Origin of the sequence: Paraburkholderia sp. JPY465, from assembly GCF_050436725.1 — a bacterium.
GTDB lineage: Bacteria > Pseudomonadota > Gammaproteobacteria > Burkholderiales > Burkholderiaceae > Paraburkholderia > Paraburkholderia youngii.
On sequence record NZ_JBNDMT010000002.1, the window covers coordinates 1,963,406 to 1,980,273 of the forward strand.

The window sequence follows — 16,868 nt, forward strand, 5'->3', positions numbered from 1 at the left end:
TCCGGTTACTTGAGAGCGACGCTTCCAATGCTCGCTACGTGCGGCCGGAAGATCGACGCGCGGCGGTTGCATTGATGGTTCCTTGGGCGGCTATGCCGCATCACGGCAGAGAAAAAAGATCGAGGCTTCCAGACATCACGACTGGCGACTCGGATCGTAACCAGAACGGAGTCGAAAGTGAACAGACGGAACTTTGTGCACACGCTCGCGCTGACATCCATGGCCGCGAGTCTGGCTTTGGCGGGTTGCACGACGACCGGAGGCAGTGGCGAAAGTGCCACTACCGACGCCGCCAAACGGCAGGAGATCGACGCGGCCGTGAACGGTGCGCTGTCGAAGTTGTTCGATACGGTGCAAGGCTCGCACGAGCTCGTATCGAAGGCGCAGGGCGTGCTGGTGTTTCCTTCGGTGAAGAAGGCGGCGTTCATCGTCGGTGGCGAGTACGGTGAAGGCGCATTGCGCGTCGGCGGAGCGACGGTCGGCTATTTCAGTACCGCCGCGGCTTCGTTCGGATTGCAGGCCGGCGCGCAGTCGACCGCCGTGTTCTTCCTGTTCATGACGCAGGCTTCGCTCGACAAATTCCGCAACTCGAAGGGCTGGTCTGCGGGCGCCGATGCGTCGGTCTCACTGCTGAAAGTCGGGGCGAACGGCGCGATCGATACCTCGTCGGCGACCGCCGAGGTCGTGGCGATGGTCTTGACCAATACAGGTTTGATGGCCGACGTGTCGGTGGCTGGCACCAAGGTTACGCGCCTGAATTTGTAACCGGACGCGGCAAGCAGCGGCATTCGATCGATCGTCATGACGCTGTCACCCGGCGGCGCGTCGCATGCTTTGGCATGGCGACGCGCCGAGCATGGCTTTTGGCGGAGCCACCTCGCTGGTCTCGCTATCATCCCTCCCGTTGTTCTCACCAAACGCTGCGGGCCAGAAGCGCTCTCGCCTCGCGGCGACGCTGCGTCTGATCGGCACTGACGATCCTGTTTATTCAATACCGGTAGAAGAGACGAAATCGAAATCCGGCTTCTCGCCGCGCTGCGTTTAGTCATCTGCCTGGCATAGATTTATATTTCGCGGTTGGTAAAAGCGAATGATTCGCAGCAGGAATAGCGGCGATAAAAGGTTGACCTGCGTCAAAAACATTTCTCCGGGAAATTAATTAAATTGAAGATGGGCAAACTCGCTGGCTCTGTGATTCGCAATGCATGAAAACTTAACCGTCGAAGTTTCCATTTGAAAGCGCTATCGTGCAGAGCGAGCATTGCGGCTCCAACCAGGCGATGTTCCTAGATTGCTAACTTTTGCGCGCGTGCGAACACGCGACACTGGCAGTGCCTCGCCGAGCAATAATTAACTGCCTAACAAACTCAGTCGCCATTTGCCGGTTGCTGGCGGACAACGCAGAAAAGGATTGAGTAGTTTCCCGAGTAAGCGGCATAAATTACGGTCACCTATCGGTAACTGATTCTGGATGGCCTATACTGACTTCCAGCCACCCGACGTGCGAAGTACCGATTGTGAAGTCAATTATTTGGTTCGAAGCCCAACGATAAAGACGTCGCAGTTGTACGGAATCCGTTCGCACTGGACCCGGAGGTGCCAATGATTAATCTGATCGTGCATGGCAGACACCTGGCGATCGGGGTAGCGGGAATCCTCACGGCGCTGTACGCGCAACCGCGCCACATGGGCCAAAGCAGCCCGTCGCAGATCGACAATGCGCGCAACGACGGTCCCCCACTATTCGGGCAAGACCGTTCCAGACAGTCTTCACCCAGGCATCACCGGTTTCAGCGCGCTCGCGGTATCACCGGCGTGTCGAGCCGGCAGAGTACCCGCGATACCCACGCGCCGCCGTACGGGTTGCCGGCATGGCGGCGCTATGTCGCCGCTTGCTCTTCGTGGTTGCGAGGCGCAGGCGATAGCGACACGCGGCGCATGCTCAACGCGAGAGTGCCGCTGTGCGAGACGCTCGAAATGTTGCCGATCCCGATCGTCACGATCGATCAGTGGGACCAGATCATCTTCGCGAATGCGCGGGCGGCGCAACTGTTCGGCTACACGACGGAAGAGCTGATCGGCGCGCCGAGCGCCAGGCTGTTTCCGATCGACGGGTTCAACGACGATCGGTCGGGTCCGGGCAATCGTGGCGCGAAGATGCAACTCGGCGCCACGACCACGCAGAGTCTGATCGCACGGCGGCGTGATGGCGGCGGCTTTCATGCGGAAGCGGAAACCACCCGATGCCGCGTGCACGATCAGGAATTGCGGATCACCGCGATATCGGATTGCAGTGCGTGCGGCGAAGTCGATGGAAATACGAGAGATCTCGCGCACCTCGCGCGCGTTTCTTCATTGGGCGAACTCGCCGGATCGCTCGCGCACGAGTTGAAGCAGCCGCTTACCGCGATCCTCTTCAACGCGCAGGCCGCACGCAAATTCCTGGATTCGGAGACGACCAACGTCGTGGAGCTGCGCGAAGCGCTCGAAGACATCGTGGCCGACAATTGCCGCGCGAACGACGTGCTGCAGAAGATCCGCGCGTTGGTGCGCAAAGGCGATGTCGAGTTGCAGTTGCTGGACGCCGGCAATGTCGTGCGCGACACCGCGATTCTCGTGCATAGCGATGCGTTGACACGCGGCGTGCAGACGAGCTTTGACATCCCGGAGAATCTGGCGCTGATTTGCGGCGACAAGGTTCAGCTTCAGCAGGTGATCCTGAACCTGCTGCTGAATGCGTTCGACGCGGTCAAGGCTTGCCCTGCCGCGGACCGCCTCGTCGAAACGACGGTGCGCGAGGAAGCGGGCGGGATGATACGGATAACGGTAAAAGATCGGGGCCAGGGCCTCGACGTCGACAGCATGGAAAGGATTTTCCGGCCATTTTTCACCACCAAACCGCAGGGGCTCGGGCTCGGTCTGTCGATCAGCCGCACGATCGTCACGGCGCACCGCGGCCGGCTGTGGGCGGAAAACAACGAGGGCAAAGGGGCATCGTTTCACGTCACGCTTCCCGTCGCGACCGATATCCGACAGAGACTCGTGCCCTGATCATCATGAACCAGACCAACACTCGCGTCTTCATCGTCGACGACGACGGCAGCGTGCGCAGCGCGCTCGCCCGCTTGCTGCGCGCCTCCGGCTACCAGGTCGAATGCTTCGACAGTCCCGAGGCCTTTCTCGAACGGGCCGATTTGACGAGCATGCCGGCCTGCCTCGTTCTCGATCTGCAGATGCCGGGCATGACGGGACTCGAAGTGCAGCGCAAGCTCGATCAGCTGCTGCCGATCGTCTTTCTGACCGGCCACGGCGACATCGGCTCGAGCGTCGACGCGATGAAAGGCGGAGCCGTCGACTTTCTGCCCAAACCGGTGCGCGACTCGCTGTTGCTCGCCGCGGTGGATCGCGCGCTCGCGCGCGCATGTGTGGAAAGCAGGCGGCGTCACGAACGCGAGGAAATAGAAGAGCGAATGCGGCATCTGACCCGGCGCGAGCGCGAAGTGATGGAGCTCGTCGTGACCGGCCGTCTGAACAAGCAGGTTGCGAGCGATCTGGGCGCGGCCGAAAAAACGATCAAGATTCATCGGGCCCGCGTGATGGAGAAGATGAAGGCCCGATCGATCGTCGAACTCGTTCATCTGGTGCGAAAGGGCGGCCTTTGTACGGCCGACGAAGAATAATCGCCCAGCTCGCGCGTTGCGCCGCCACTTTCAGCGGCGCTGGCCGACACCGCTAGTGGACCAAAGTCTTATATCTCATCGGGGTTTCAACCAGTACGCTAAGGCATCAGAGGTCCCCTTTCCGGAGCGGCCGCGCGTTCGCGCTGTCATATGGTCAACCCTAACCAATTCGTTGCGGTGGTCGACGATGACGAGTCGGTGTGCCGAGCTATCAAGCGTTTGCTGCATTCCGAAGGTATCAGGGCGGAGACGTTTTGCAGCGGTGACGAGTTCTTGAATGCGCTTGCGGCAATTCCGTCGTATCGGCCTGCCTGCGTGATTCTGGACGTCCAGATGCCGGGAACCAACGGTCTGGAAGTCCAGCGTCAGCTCGCGCAAATGGGCGTGCCGGTGATCATGATTACCGCCTATGAAGATCTCTCCGTCCGCCAGGCCGCGCTCGCGGCCGGCGCGGCCGCATATCTGCGCAAGCCTTTCACCAGCGCGATTCTGTTCAAGGCCGTCGAGGTGGCCATCGGCGGTCCGCCGCCGACACCCTGAACGCGCGCCTTCGCACCGGAAGATATGAGACCAAGGTCCGATTGCCGCCGTTTCTTCGGACCACCAAACTGAACTCAGTCCAAGCGTCGAACCGAACGCCGGCTGCGCCGCGCGTAACGCGGCAGCGTTCAACGATAAAAGCGGGAGCGCAAGTGATGAAATCAATTTCGGTTTGTCTCGCGATTCTTCTCGGTACCGCTGCGATGCAGGTGGGCGCGGCGGACTTCGACGGCAGCAAGCGGCTGATGTGCGCGACGATCGACGCGCACGCCTGCGATCCGGGGATCGCCTGCACGCGCGCGCTACCCGCGGATCTCGGTCTGCCGAAATTCCTGACGCTCGACTTCGACAAACGCGCGGTCGTCGGCCCCGCGCACACGACGCCGATGCTCTCGGTTACCAAAGAGGCGGATCAGATCGTGATGCTTGGCAATGAGATGGGCTTCGGCTGGACGCTGGCCGTCGATTCGACGGACGGCGAGATGACGCTGATGATCGCGAACAGAAACGATGCCTTCGTGCTGTTCGGCAACTGCACGCCTTTGTAATCAGGCGGAGTGCGCGATGAAAACCGTACCCGTGTGTTTGGCCTCGCCGCGGCCGGATTCTCGCGGCCCTCTCCCGTTGCTCGCCGTCGTCGCGGCACTGATGCTGCTCACGCTGCTCGCGTCGTGCAAGAAGGAAGCGCCACCGCCGGTCGCAGCCTTGCCGGAAGTGACGGTGATGACGGTCGTCCAGCAGGACACGCCGGTCGACTTCGAATTCACCGCGCAGACCCAGAGTTCGCGCGAAGTCGAGATCCGCTCGCGAGTGGACGGCTTCCTCGACAAGCGCATGTACACCGAAGGCACGTTGGTCAAGACGGGACAGACGCTGTTCCAGATGGACCGCAAGCCGTTCGAGGCCGCGCTGCAGACCGCGAAAGGGCAGCTCGCCCAGCAGCAGGCGCGTCTCGAAGTCGCCAAGGCCAATCTCGCGCGCGTGCAGCCATTGGCGGCGCAGAACGCGTTGAGCAAGAAGGATCTCGACGACGCTGTCGGCAACGAGAAGCAAAGCGCCGCGGCGGTGTTCGCCGCGCAGGGCGAAGTCGATACCGCGCAGCTGAATCTCGGCTACACGACGATCAAGTCTCCGCTGAACGGGCTGTCGAGCTTCGCACGTCAGCAGGATGGCAGCTACGTGACGGCAACCGGCAACAGCAGCTTGCTGACCTATGTGTACCAGCTCGACCCGATGTGGGTGAACTTCAGCATCTCCGAGAACGAGATGCTGAAGTACCGCGACGAAATCGCGGCCGGACGGCTGCGCTTTCCGCCGAACAACGATTTCTCCGTGCATCTGATTCTTGCCGATGGCACGCTCTATGCCGAGCAAGGCCAGATCGACTTCGCGAACCCGGCGTTCAACACCGAAACGGGAACCTTCCTCGTGCGCGCGACCTTCGCCAACCCGAAATACACCTTGCGTCCGGGGCAGTTCGTGAAGGCCCGCGTCGGCGGTGCGATCCGGCCCAACGCGACGCTGGTGCCGCAGCGCGCGGTGTTGCAGGGCGCGAAGAGTCACTTCGTGTGGGTCGTGGGTAACGATGCGAAGGCGCATCAGCGGGTCATCGAAGTCGGCGAGTGGCAGGGCGACAACTGGTTCGTGTCCGATGGACTGAAGGCGGGCGAGCGCATCGTCGTGGATGGCGCGCTGCGCGTCACCGCGGATTCGCAGCTGAAGATCGTCAAGGAGCTGCCAGCGGCCAAGGACTCGGCGGCGGTGGCGACGGCTGCATCGCAGAGCGGCGCGGCAGCGGCGCCCGCCGCCGAGTGACGGGGCGCCCACATGAATATCTCGCGCTACTGCATCGACCGGCCGATTTTCGCGTCGGTCATCTCGATCGTCATCACGCTCGGCGGCGCGATTGCGATGTTCGCGCTGCCGGTCGCGCAATACCCGGATGTCACGCCGCCGCAGATCACCGTGTCCGCGACTTACCCGGGCGCGAGCGCCGAGGTCGTCGCGAACAACGTCGCCGCGCCGATCGAGCAGCAGGTCAACGGCGCGGACAACATGATCTACATGAACTCGTCCAGTTCGTCGACCGGCAGTTTTACGCTCAACGTGTTCTTCAACATCGGCACGAATCCCGAACTGGCCCAGGTCGACGTGCAGAACCGCGTGAATCTCGCGCTGCCTCAACTGCCGAGCTCGGTGCAGTCGCAGGGCGTTCAGGTCCAGAAGAAGTCGTCGGCGTTCATGATGGTGATCGCGGTCTATTCGCCCACCGACCGCTACGACGCGACCTATATCGCGAACTTCACGAACATCTACGTACTCGACGCGATCAAGCGGATTCCCGGCGCGAACCAGTCGTCCATATTCGGTAATCCAGACTACGCGATGCGAATATGGTTGAAGCCTGACCGAATGGCGCAACTGGGCGTGACGGCCGCCGACGTGCAGAAGGTCGTCTCGAACCAGAACCAGCAGTTCGCGGTCGGCAGCATCGGACAGTCGCCAACGGGCTCCGCGGTGCAGCAGTCGTTCGCGGTCACGACCACGGGGCGCCTCGCGGAGCCGTCGCAGTTCGACAACATCATCGTGCGCGCGGCGAGCGGCGGCGCGGCGATCGTGCGCCTGAAGGACATCGGCCGCGCCGAGCTGGGCCAGAAGGACTACTCGATTCGCAGCCGCTTCCAGGGCAAGCCGGCCACGGTGCTGGCCGTGTATCAGCAGCCGGGCGCCAATGCGCTCGAAGTGTCGAAGCAGGTGCGCAAGACGCTCGCGGAGCTGAAAAAGTCGTTTCCGGAAGGCATGACCTACGAGATCGCGATGGACACGACCGAGTTCACGCGGGCGTCGATCTCGGACGTGATCCACACGTTCTTCGAAGCGCTGGTGCTCGTCGTGATCGTCGTGTTCGTGTTCCTGCAAAGCCTGCGTGCCACGCTGATTCCGATCGTCGCGGTGCCGGTGTCGATCGTCGGCACCTGCATGTTCATGCTGCTGGTCGGCTTTTCGATCAACATGCTGACCCTGTTCGGCATGGTGCTCGCGATCGGTATCGTCGTCGACGATGCGATCGTGGTGATCGAGAACGTCGAGCGCAACATGACGGTGCACAAGCTGTCGCCGAAAGAAGCCTCGAAAATGGCCATGGACGAAGTCGCCGGGCCGGTGGTGGCGATCGTGCTGGTGCTGTGCGCGGTGTTCGTGCCCGTTGCGTTTCTCGGTGGCATCACCGGGCAGTTGTACAAGCAGTTCGCGATCACGATCGCGATTTCGGTGGTGCTGTCCGGCATCGTCGCGCTGACCTTGTCGCCGGCGCTCGCCGCATTGCTGCTGAAGAGCGCGCACCACGAGAAGAAGGGCTTTTTCCGCTGGTTCGACAATCAGTTCGCCCGCATGACGGCGGGCTATACGCGCGCGGTCAAAGTTATCATCAAGCGCTGCATCATGGGGCTCGTGTTCTTCGTGGCGTTGATCGCGCTCTCGGTGCTGATGGTGCGCTCGATTCCGTCCGCGTTCCTGCCGCCCGAGGACCAGGGCTATCTGCTCGGCGCGGTCATCATGCCGGATGCCGCGAGCCTCGACCGCACCGGCCAGGTATCGCAACGCATCACCGACTACTTCAAGGAGCGGGAGGGGGTCGGCAGCATCACCACAATCGATGGGTTCAGCCTGCTCGACAGTCAGAACAAGAACAATGCCGGCACATTCTTCGTCGGTCTGAAGAGCTTCGACGAACGCTACACGCGGGACAACATCAGGACGCAGAATGCGCGCGCGCTTCTGCTCGACGCGTATAAGTACTTCTCGAACGTGCAGGAGGGGATCGTGCTGCCGGTCAATCCGCCGTCGATTCCTGGGCTCGGCACGACGGGCGGCACGGAGGTGTGGATCCAGAGCAAGGGTGACGGGAACATCTCACAGCTCGCGGGCGTGGTCGACCAGTTTTTGCAGAGAGCGCGGGCGCGCAAGGAACTGACTCGCGTGACCTCGACGTTCAATGCGTCGTCGCAACAACTGATGGTCAACGTCGATCGCGACAAGTCGGAGACGCTCGGCGTGCCGGTGGAAGACGTCTATAGCGCGATGCAGACGATGTTCGGCTCGCTGTACGTGTCGCAGTTCAACCGTTCGGCCCGGCTGTGGCAGGTGATCCTGCAGGCTGAGCCGTCGTATCGCCTGAAGCCGACCGATCTCGATCAGATCTTCGTGCGCAGCACCAACGGTACGATGGTGCCGATCAAGGCGTTGGCGACCTACCGCTATGTGACGGGCCCCGACCTCGTCACCCGCTTCAATAACTTCCCGGCCGTCAAGGTCACGGCGAATGCCGCGCCGGGCTATAGCTCCGGGCAGGTGATCTCCACGCTCGAAGAGCTCGCCGCGCAGATGCCCGACGGTTACGACGTCGCGTGGAGCGGCGAAGCGTTCGAAGAGCGGCAGTCGGGCGGCACCTCCGGGCTCGTGTTCGTGTTCGGTCTCGTGATGGTGTTCCTGATCCTCGCCGCGCAGTACGAGAAATGGACGCTGCCGTTCGGCGTGCTGATGGCGGTGCCGTTCGCGCTGTTTGGCGCGCTGCTCGCGATCATGCTGCGCGGGCTGTCCAACGACGTCTACTTCCAGATCGGCCTGACGATGCTGGTCGCGCTCGCCGCGAAAAACGCGATCCTGATCTTCGAATTCGCGGTGCTCAACCGCGAGGGCGGCGCATCGGTCCTCGACGCGACGATGACCGCGGCGGAAGAACGGCTCCGCCCGATCGTGATGACCTCGCTCGCGTTCATTCTCGGCTGCGTGCCGCTCGCGATCGCGACCGGCGCGTCGGCCAACAGCCGCCATTCGATCGGCACGGGTGTGATCGGCGGGATGCTGGGCGCGACGGCGATCGCGGTGTTCTTCATTCCGATGTTCTATTACCTGCTCGAATCGATGTCGTCGCGCTCGAAGGGAGGCAAAAAATCGAAGCCGGACGCGCAACACAGTGGCGGCGCGGGACGGGAGCCCTCGGCGGTGGCCGGGCCCGGTGCGTCGAGCGAGGCGCCGTCCGCGCCGCGGGAAGGTGAATGACATGCGCGGCACGGCACCGACGCGTCTGCTCGCATCCGTCATGCTGCTCGCGCTGAGCGGATGCCTGCTAGGCCCCAATTACCAACGCCCGGCGGTCGACGTGCCGGCCACCTATCGGTTCACCCAGGGCGAGGCCGCGGGCATCGCCAACGCCGTATGGTGGGAGCAGTTTCAGGACCCGGTGCTCAATCAGCTGATCGCCACCGCGCTGCAGGACAACCGCGACGTGAAGGTCGCGGCCGCTCGGGTCGACGAGTTTCGCGGGATGTTCGTGACCACGCGTTCCGGGCTGTTCCCGCAAGTCTCGGCAGGCGCCGACGCGTCGCGCCAACGCGTCTCGCAGGTTGAAGCCGTAACGGTGCCGAAGGGCGTGAGCCCCGTCTACAACCAGTTCGACGCGACCCTGGCGGTGTCGTGGGAGCTCGATCTGTTCGGCAAGGTGCGCCGCGAAACGGAGGCAGCGCGCGCGAATCTGCTCGCCAGCGAAGAGGGCCGCCGCGCGACGATTCTGACGCTGGTCAGCTCGGTCGCGTCGGCCTATATCAATCTGCGCAGTCTGGACCGGCAGCTCGAGATCGCGAAGGAGACCGTGCAAAGCCGCGCGGAATCGGTGCGCGTGTTCGAGGCGCGTTTCCGCTACGGCGAGGTCTCGCAGATGGAACTCGCGCAAAGCCAGTCGGAGTATCAAGCCGCGCAGGTCACGGTGCCGCAGCTCGAAGCGCAGATCGGCCAGCAGGAAGACGCGTTGTCGGTGCTGATCGGCAGGAATCCCGGCGCGATTCTGCGCGGCCGTGAGCTGTCGCAGATGGGCACGCCGCCGATTCCCGAGGGGCTGCCGTCCGAACTGCTCGAACGCCGTCCGGATCTGCTGGAGGCCGAGCAGACGCTGGTCGCGCAAAACGCGCTGATCGGCGCGGCGCGCGCGCTGTACTTCCCGTCGATTTCGCTGACCGGGCTGTTCGGTTCGGTCAGCGCGCAGTTCTCGAATCTGTTCACCGGACCGGCGCGCGTGTGGTCGTTTGCGGGCAGCGTCACGCAGCCGATCTTCACGGCGGGCAATATCACCGGCCAGGTGCATCAGGCCGAAGCGCGCCAGCAGGAAGCGCTGTACTCGTATGAAAAGGCGATTCAGGTGGCGTTCCAGGAGGTCGAGGACTCGCTGATCTCCGTGCAGAAGACTCATCAGGCACTCGATGCGCAAAACCTCCAGGTCGAAGCGCTGGTCACGTATGCGCGCCTCGCGCGGCAGCGTTACGAAGGCGGCTATACGAGCTATATCGAAGTGCTCGATGCGGAGCGCAGCCTGTTCAACGCGCAACTGAGCTATGCGCAGACTCAAGGCGCGGTGCTGACCTCGTACGTCACGCTCTACAAGGCGACGGGCGGCGGCTGGGTGGCCGAGGCGGAAAAACTGACTGCACCGCCGGTGGCACCGCAAGCGTCGCCGGCGATGGCGCCGGTCTCGCAGAACTTGCCCGCGCCGGGTGGAACGTCGGGTGCAGTGGAGGCGAGATGACGGGCAACGAGCTGATCGCGTGCGAAGAGTGCGACCTGCTTCAGCTCGGCGCGCCGCCCGCCGCCGGCAATGCGTTGCGCTGCCAGCGTTGCCGCGCGGAGCTCAGGCGCGGACGCTCGAACGGGCCCGAGTATGCGCTCGCATTCTCGTGCGCGTCGGCGGTGCTGCTGGTGATCTCGAACGCGTTTCCGATCGTCGGTCTGTCGCTGAACGGCAATATCGTACAGACGACGCTCGCGGGGTCGGTGCGCATGCTGTACACCCATGGCGCGTGGCCGCTCGCGTTGCTGGTCGGCCTCACGACGATCGTCACGCCGGTGCTGCAAACCGCGGCGATGCTGTGGCTGCTGGTGCCGCTGCACTTCGGGCGCGCGCCGTGGCGCCCGGTCGAGTTCTTTCGCCTGTTTCAGCTCGCGCGGCCGTGGGGCATGACCGAGGTGCTGATCCTCGGTCTGCTGGTCGCGCTGGTCAAGCTCGCGCATATCGCCAAGGTGGTGCCGGGCACCGCGCTGTGGTCGTTCATCGCGCTGATGCTGCTGCTCGCGGCCGCGGCCGCGACGTTCGATCCTCGCGAGGTGTGGGCGCGCATCACGGCGGCGCGCGGCGCGCAAGCATGGCAATTGCCGCCGATCCGCGTGCGCCGCAACGCCATCACGGCGGCTGCCTACGGGCTCGTGCTGTGCGAAGAATGCGGCCTGCTGCTCAAGCAGCCCGGCGGTGCCGGCAAGCATGTCTGTCCGCGCTGCAAGGCGCCGTTGCACCTGCGCAAGCCCGCGAGCCTGTCACGCACGTGGGCGTATCTGCTGGCCGCGATGGTGCTCTACATTCCGGCCAACGTGCTGCCCGTGATGGACACGAGTTCGCTGTTCGGCTCGCAGAAAGACACGATCCTGAGCGGCGTGGTCTACCTGTGGGTATCGGGCTCGTGGCCGCTCGCGGTGCTCGTATTCATCGCGAGCATCGCCGTGCCGATGCTGAAGATTCTCGGCATCGGCTATCTCGCGTTGTCGACGCAGCTTCGTTGGCAATGGCTGCCCGGGCAGCGCACGCGGATCTATCGGCTGATCGAGCTGATCGGGCGCTGGTCGATGCTCGACATCTACGTGATCACGATGCTGGTCGCGCTGGTGCAGTTCCAGGCGCTGGCGACGATCAAGGCCGGGCCCGCGGCGATCGCGTTCGGCGCGGTCGTCGTGCTTACCCTGCTCGCCGCGATGGCGTTCGATCCGCGCCTGATGTGGGACGCCATGGAGACCGAACGTGTCCACTCCGACTGAAGAGCCCGAGCTGCCCGACGCTGAGCCGGTGCCGCGCTCGCGCTGGCGGATGCAGCTGGTCTGGCTCGTGCCGATCGTCGCGATCCTGATCGGCGGTTGGCTCGCGGTGAAGGCGGTGATGGAGCGCGGCGAGCAGATCAGCATCAGCTTCAAGACCGGCGACGGTCTCGAAGCAGGCAAGACGAAACTCAAGTTCAAGGACGTCGACATCGGCGTGGTCGAAGCGGTATCGCTGACGCCGGACCACAAGCGCGTGGTGGCCAAGGCCGAGGTGACGCGTGACGTGTCGGACCTGCTCGTCGACAACACGCGCTTCTGGGTCGTGCGTCCGCGCATTTCGGGCGGCACGGTGTCGGGGCTCGGCACGCTGCTGTCGGGCTCGTATATCGACGTCGACGTCGGCAATTCGCCGAAAGCGCGCCGCAGTTTCGTCGGCCTGGAGGAACCGCCCGCGATCGCGAGCGATGTGCCGGGGCGCGAGTACACGTTGCACGGAGTCGGGCTCGGCTCGCTCGACGTGGGCACGCCGGTGTTTTTCCGCAGAATCCAGGTGGGCCAGGTCTCGTCGTTCCACCTGGACCCGGACGGCCGTGGCGTCACGGTGAAGGTGTTCGTCAACGCGCCCTACGACCGGTTCGTGAGAACCGACACGCGTTTCTGGCACGCGAGCGGTGTCGACATGTCGTTCGACAGCAATGGCTTGCGCCTCGAAACGCAGTCGATCGTCTCGATCATCATCGGCGGGATCGCGTTCGAATCGCCGCCAGGATCGCAGGTAGAGACGAGCGCCGATAGCGGCACGCGGTTCGAGCTGTACCCCAGGCGCGCCGACGCGATGGAGAAGCACGATCGCATCGTCGACAAGTACGTGGTGAATTTCACAGATTCGGTACGCGGTCTGACGGTCGGCGCGCCAGTCGATTTCCGTGGCGTCGTGATCGGCGAAGTGACGGCGATCTACACGCGCTTTGATCCTAAGACGCGCCAGTTCAGCATTCCGGTCGAGATCAATCTCTATCCGGAGCGGTTCACGTCGCGCTATCAGAACGACGGCGACGGCGACGGCGGACGGCTAGTCGAGAACCCGCGCGCGCTTGCGAACTTCCTCGTCGAGCGCGGCTTGCGCTTCCAGTTGAGAAGCGGCAATCCGCTGACGGGCCAGCTCTATCTCGCGGTGGATTTTTTCCCCGACGCGCCGAAGGCGTCGATCGACTGGAGCAAGACGCCGCCCGAAATGCCCGCGACTCCGCGCACGCTGCAATCGCTGCAGGACTCGGTCTCGCGACTGCTGACCAAGATCAACAACATACCGTTCGAGGATATCGGCAAAGACGCGCGCTCGACGCTGCGCACCACCAACGCGATGCTCGGGCAGCTCCACACCCAGGTCGTGCCGAAAGCGTTCGACACGCTGCTGTCGGCGCAATCCACGCTCGATTCGGCGAATGCCGCGCTGCAGCCGGACTCGTCGCTGCAGCAGTCGACGGAGGACGCAATGCGTGAACTGACCCGCACCGCGGCGTCGCTACGCACCTTGGCCGACTATCTGGCGCAGCATCCGGAATCGCTCGTGCGCGGCAAGTCGGAGGACAAGAAGCCATGACAGATGCGACCGTCCGCTCATTGCCCCGCTTTTCGGCCCGCCTCACGACCTGCGTGATGCTCGCGCTCGCCGCTGCTCTGCTCGGCGCCTGCAAGTCGCCGGCGACGAACTTCTACACGCTGAGCCCCGACGAATCGCTGAGCAGCACCGGCGCGAGCCGGCCGATCGCGGCCGTGGTCGGACCGGTCACGATTCCCGAGATCGTGGACCGGCCGCAGATCGTCACGCGCATCGGCAACAACGAGGTCGAGGTCAACGAGTTCGACCGCTGGGCGCAGCCGCTCGGTGGCGACATCGGCCGGGTGATCGCGGCCGACCTCGGCGCACTGCTGAACTCGCAGCAGATTTCGGTGTTCGATGCGGTACGCGATCCGTCCGTCGTCTGGCGCGTGCGGATCGACGTGATGCGCTTCGAGTCCGTGCCGGGGCGCGACGTCACCGTCGACGTGCTGTGGGCCGTGCGCCCGCCCGGCAAGATCCGCGCGGTCACCGGCCGCTCGGTCGCTCGCGAGAGCGTGTCCGGTCCCGGCTTCGAGCCGATCATCGCCGCTCATGATCGCGCGCTCGCCTCGGTGAGCCGCGATATCGCCGCCGCAGTGCAGGCGAACCCCGTTCAATGACGCGTCGCGCCGCGTCACATCGACGCGTACGGCGCCCGACCCCGGGTGCCGCGTCGGGTCGCGCGCATAATAAGACCTTGGTCCGATTGCCACCGGTCAGGGCCAACTCCACGATTCAATCGATGCACGGCGCGTGCGTCCGCAGCGATCGTGACGCGCACCTTTCAGGAGTCTTCCGATGGACGCTGAAACGCTGTTGTCACAAAGCCAGGACATTGCCTCGAAAATCACCCGCGTGCTGCAAAAGCGCACGCAAATCGCCCAGCAGCATCTGAACCAACGGGTCACCGAAACGCTGGGCCTCGATCACGATGGCGCGCCGACTGCAAGCGCGATGCCCGCGCCATTCGATCCGCTCAGCGCGTGGCAATACACGGTGGATGCCGCGCAGCGTTCGCTGCTGTTCTGGGACACGCTGTACCGGCGCGGCAACGAATTCGTCGAACGCAGCGTCAGCGGTCCGACGCCGGTGCTGCATTTCGAGTACGACATGCTGCTCGACGGGCGCACGTTCGAGCGGCCGGTCAACTATGCGCTGCTGCAACTTCGTCCGCTCGAAGGCGTGGGCGTCGACGTGCGCAAGCGCCCGTATCTGATCATCGATCCGCGCGCGGGGCACGGCCCCGGCATCGGCGGCTTCAAGGACGATTCGCAGGCGGGCATCGCGCTGCGCGCGGGCTATCCCGTCTACTTCGTGGTGTTCTTTCGCGACCCCGAACCCGGTCAAACTCTGCTCGACGTGTGCAACGCCGAGCAGCGCTTCGTGCGCAAGGTGCGCGCGCTGCATCCGGACAGTCCGAAGCCCGCGATCATCGGCAATTGCCAGGGCGGCTGGGCGGCGATGATGCTCGCCAGCTCCGACCCCGAGGAGACCGGCCCGATCGTCATCAACGGTGCGCCGATGTCGTACTGGAGCGCGGCCTGGAGCGAAGGCGAGGGCGACAACCCGATGCGCTACTCGGGCGGCATGCTGGGCGGCGCCTGGCTCGCGTCGTACGCGGCGGATCTCGGCAACGGCAAGTTCGACGGCGCGTATCTGGTGCAGAACTTCGAGAACCTGAACCCGGCCAACACGTTCTGGGACAAGTACTACCACCTGTATTCGAACGTCGATACCGAACCGCCGCGCTTTCTGGAATTCGAGCGCTGGTGGGGCAGCTACTACCTGATGAATCGCGAGGAGATCGAATGGATCACGCGCAACCTGTTCGTCGGCAACAAGCTGTGGTCGGGCGATGTGACGAACAGCAGCGGCCAGGCATTTGATCTACGTGAAATCCGCTCGCCGATCGTCCTGTTCGCGTCGATGGGCGACAACATCACGCCACCTCAACAGGCGTTCAACTGGGTCGCGGACCTGTACGGCAGCACCGAGGAGATCAAGGCGCGCGGCCAGGTGATCGTCGGTCTGACGCACCAGAACATCGGGCATCTGGGCATTTTCGTGTCCGGCAAAGTCGCGAAGAAAGAGCACAAGCAGATCGTCTCCGTGCTAGAGACCATCGAAACGTTTCCGCCGGGACTCTACGGCATGACCATCAACGAGACCCGCAATGCGGCCGGAGAGATCGAGTACGAAGTGGAATTTCTTGAGCGGCGGCTCGAAGAGATTGCCGCGCGCTACAACCGCTTCGGCCGCATCGACGAAAAGCCGTTCGAAGCGGTCGCCGCGGTGTCCGATGTGAATCAGCGCATGTACGAACTGTTCGCGCAGCCGTTCGTGCAGGCGATGTCGAACGAAACGAGCGCCCGCATGCTGCGCCAGTTCCATCCGCTGCGCTGGCAGCGCTGGGCCGTTTCCGCGATGAACCCGTGGCTCGGCTGGCTGCCGGCGGCGGCGCAGTCGGTGCGTGAGAATCGTCAGCGGACCGGCGCGGATAACCCATGGAGCAAGCTCGAACGCAACGGCTCGCAAATGATCAGCGCGTCGCTCGACTATTACCGCGCGATGCGCGACGCGGCGACCGAGGCCGGCTTCTTCAGCGTGTACGCGAATCTGTATGCGACGTACCTGAGCAAGCCGGCCGCCGATGGCGCGCCCGCGCAGGCCGGCGCAATCGATCCGCGCGAGCTGCCGTTCGTACGCACCGCGTTGGAGGCGATCGGCGACGGCGGCTACACGGAGGCGCTCGCGCGCGCGGCCTTCCTGTTGTCGCGAAGGGGCGAGTCGTTGCCGCTCGCGCGCTACGAGCTGCGCAAGGAGATCGCCGAAAGCTACGCGGAGTATCTGCCGGACATCAGCAGCGATCACTGGCGGCGCATCCGGGGCGAGCAGGAAATCATCGTCAGCCTCGAACCGGACAAGGCGATTGCGACGCTGCCGAAGCTGCTTTCCCATAGCGAGGACCGGGAGCGCTTTCTGCAACTGCTCGACAAGCTGGCGAGTGACGAGCGCGTGCTGAACGCCTCGCCCGACGCCGCGCAAAAGGACGCGTTCGAACGCATCCGCGCGGTGCTGGGTTCGCGGGTGAACCGCAAGCGCGACGCGCGTTTGCCTGACCCCACGCGCATGTGAGCGAGCGGCGCGATGCGCAGCCGGACGCAAGCGTGACGCAACGGTAAGCACGGTGC

General features: G+C 64.0%; 12 protein-coding genes. All 12 read left to right on the plus strand.

The window, feature by feature from the left end:
- Positions 1–177 precede the first annotated feature (177 nt).
- Entirely contained in the window at positions 178–765 is a 588-nt protein-coding gene (locus QFZ94_RS11125; RefSeq protein WP_410842446.1) for a BPSL1445 family SYLF domain-containing lipoprotein, read from the plus strand.
- 837 nt (positions 766–1,602) lie between these two features.
- Positions 1,603–3,051, plus strand: a complete 1,449-nt coding sequence (locus tag QFZ94_RS11130; RefSeq protein WP_429456853.1) for a PAS domain-containing sensor histidine kinase — start codon at positions 1,603–1,605, stop codon at positions 3,049–3,051.
- Between the two features lie 5 nt (positions 3,052–3,056).
- Positions 3,057–3,680: a response regulator transcription factor gene (locus tag QFZ94_RS11135; protein ID WP_176120520.1), complete on the plus strand. Its 624-nt coding sequence runs from the start codon at positions 3,057–3,059 to the stop codon at positions 3,678–3,680.
- Between the two features lie 150 nt (positions 3,681–3,830).
- Positions 3,831–4,220: a response regulator transcription factor gene (locus QFZ94_RS11140; protein ID WP_018437393.1), complete on the plus strand. Its 390-nt coding sequence runs from the start codon at positions 3,831–3,833 to the stop codon at positions 4,218–4,220.
- A gap of 155 nt (positions 4,221–4,375) precedes the next feature.
- Entirely contained in the window at positions 4,376–4,768 is a 393-nt protein-coding gene (locus tag QFZ94_RS11145; protein ID WP_410849755.1) for a hypothetical protein, read from the plus strand.
- Positions 4,769–4,784: 16 nt separating this feature from the next.
- On the plus strand, positions 4,785–6,035 hold the full coding sequence (locus tag QFZ94_RS11150; RefSeq protein ID WP_429456855.1) for an efflux RND transporter periplasmic adaptor subunit: 1,251 nt from the start codon (positions 4,785–4,787) through the stop codon (positions 6,033–6,035).
- A 12-nt stretch (positions 6,036–6,047) separates the two neighbouring features.
- Positions 6,048–9,281, plus strand: a complete 3,234-nt coding sequence (locus tag QFZ94_RS11155; RefSeq protein ID WP_429456856.1) for an efflux RND transporter permease subunit — start codon at positions 6,048–6,050, stop codon at positions 9,279–9,281.
- Position 9,282: 1 nt separating this feature from the next.
- Complete coding sequence (locus tag QFZ94_RS11160; RefSeq protein WP_429456858.1) at positions 9,283–10,797, plus strand: efflux transporter outer membrane subunit; 1,515 nt, start codon at positions 9,283–9,285, stop codon at positions 10,795–10,797.
- Entirely contained in the window at positions 10,794–12,074 is a 1,281-nt protein-coding gene (locus QFZ94_RS11165) for a paraquat-inducible protein A (protein ID WP_368581997.1), read from the plus strand. Before QFZ94_RS11160 ends, QFZ94_RS11165 begins: the two co-directional genes overlap by 4 nt.
- Positions 12,058–13,677, plus strand: coding sequence for an intermembrane transport protein PqiB (locus QFZ94_RS11170; RefSeq protein WP_368581996.1), 1,620 nt, complete (start codon positions 12,058–12,060; stop codon positions 13,675–13,677). The genes QFZ94_RS11165 and QFZ94_RS11170 overlap by 17 nt, the downstream gene beginning before the upstream one ends.
- Positions 13,674–14,297 (plus strand): PqiC family protein, encoded by a 624-nt coding sequence (locus tag QFZ94_RS11175; protein ID WP_429456860.1) that lies wholly within the window; start codon positions 13,674–13,676, stop codon positions 14,295–14,297. Before QFZ94_RS11170 ends, QFZ94_RS11175 begins: the two co-directional genes overlap by 4 nt.
- A 178-nt stretch (positions 14,298–14,475) precedes the next feature.
- Positions 14,476–16,812: a DUF3141 domain-containing protein gene (locus QFZ94_RS11180; RefSeq protein ID WP_429456862.1), complete on the plus strand. Its 2,337-nt coding sequence runs from the start codon at positions 14,476–14,478 to the stop codon at positions 16,810–16,812.
- Positions 16,813–16,868 lie beyond the last annotated feature (56 nt).

Bases quoted from the DNA above. Each gene is read 5' to 3' on its own strand.
- QFZ94_RS11130 (WP_429456853.1), top strand. From the start codon at position 1,603: ATGATTAATCTGATCGTGCATGGCAGACACCTGGCGATCGGGGTAGCG.
- QFZ94_RS11140 (WP_018437393.1), top strand. From the start codon at position 3,831: ATGGTCAACCCTAACCAATTCGTTGCGGTGGTCGACGATGACGAGTCG.
- QFZ94_RS11155 (WP_429456856.1), top strand. From the start codon at position 6,048: ATGAATATCTCGCGCTACTGCATCGACCGGCCGATTTTCGCGTCGGTC.
- QFZ94_RS11175 (WP_429456860.1), top strand. From the start codon at position 13,674: ATGACAGATGCGACCGTCCGCTCATTGCCCCGCTTTTCGGCCCGCCTC.
- QFZ94_RS11145 (WP_410849755.1), top strand. From the start codon at position 4,376: ATGAAATCAATTTCGGTTTGTCTCGCGATTCTTCTCGGTACCGCTGCG.
- QFZ94_RS11180 (WP_429456862.1), top strand. From the start codon at position 14,476: ATGGACGCTGAAACGCTGTTGTCACAAAGCCAGGACATTGCCTCGAAA.
- QFZ94_RS11160 (WP_429456858.1), top strand. From the start codon at position 9,283: ATGCGCGGCACGGCACCGACGCGTCTGCTCGCATCCGTCATGCTGCTC.
- QFZ94_RS11165 (WP_368581997.1), top strand. From the start codon at position 10,794: ATGACGGGCAACGAGCTGATCGCGTGCGAAGAGTGCGACCTGCTTCAG.
- QFZ94_RS11150 (WP_429456855.1), top strand. From the start codon at position 4,785: ATGAAAACCGTACCCGTGTGTTTGGCCTCGCCGCGGCCGGATTCTCGC.
- QFZ94_RS11135 (WP_176120520.1), top strand. From the start codon at position 3,057: ATGAACCAGACCAACACTCGCGTCTTCATCGTCGACGACGACGGCAGC.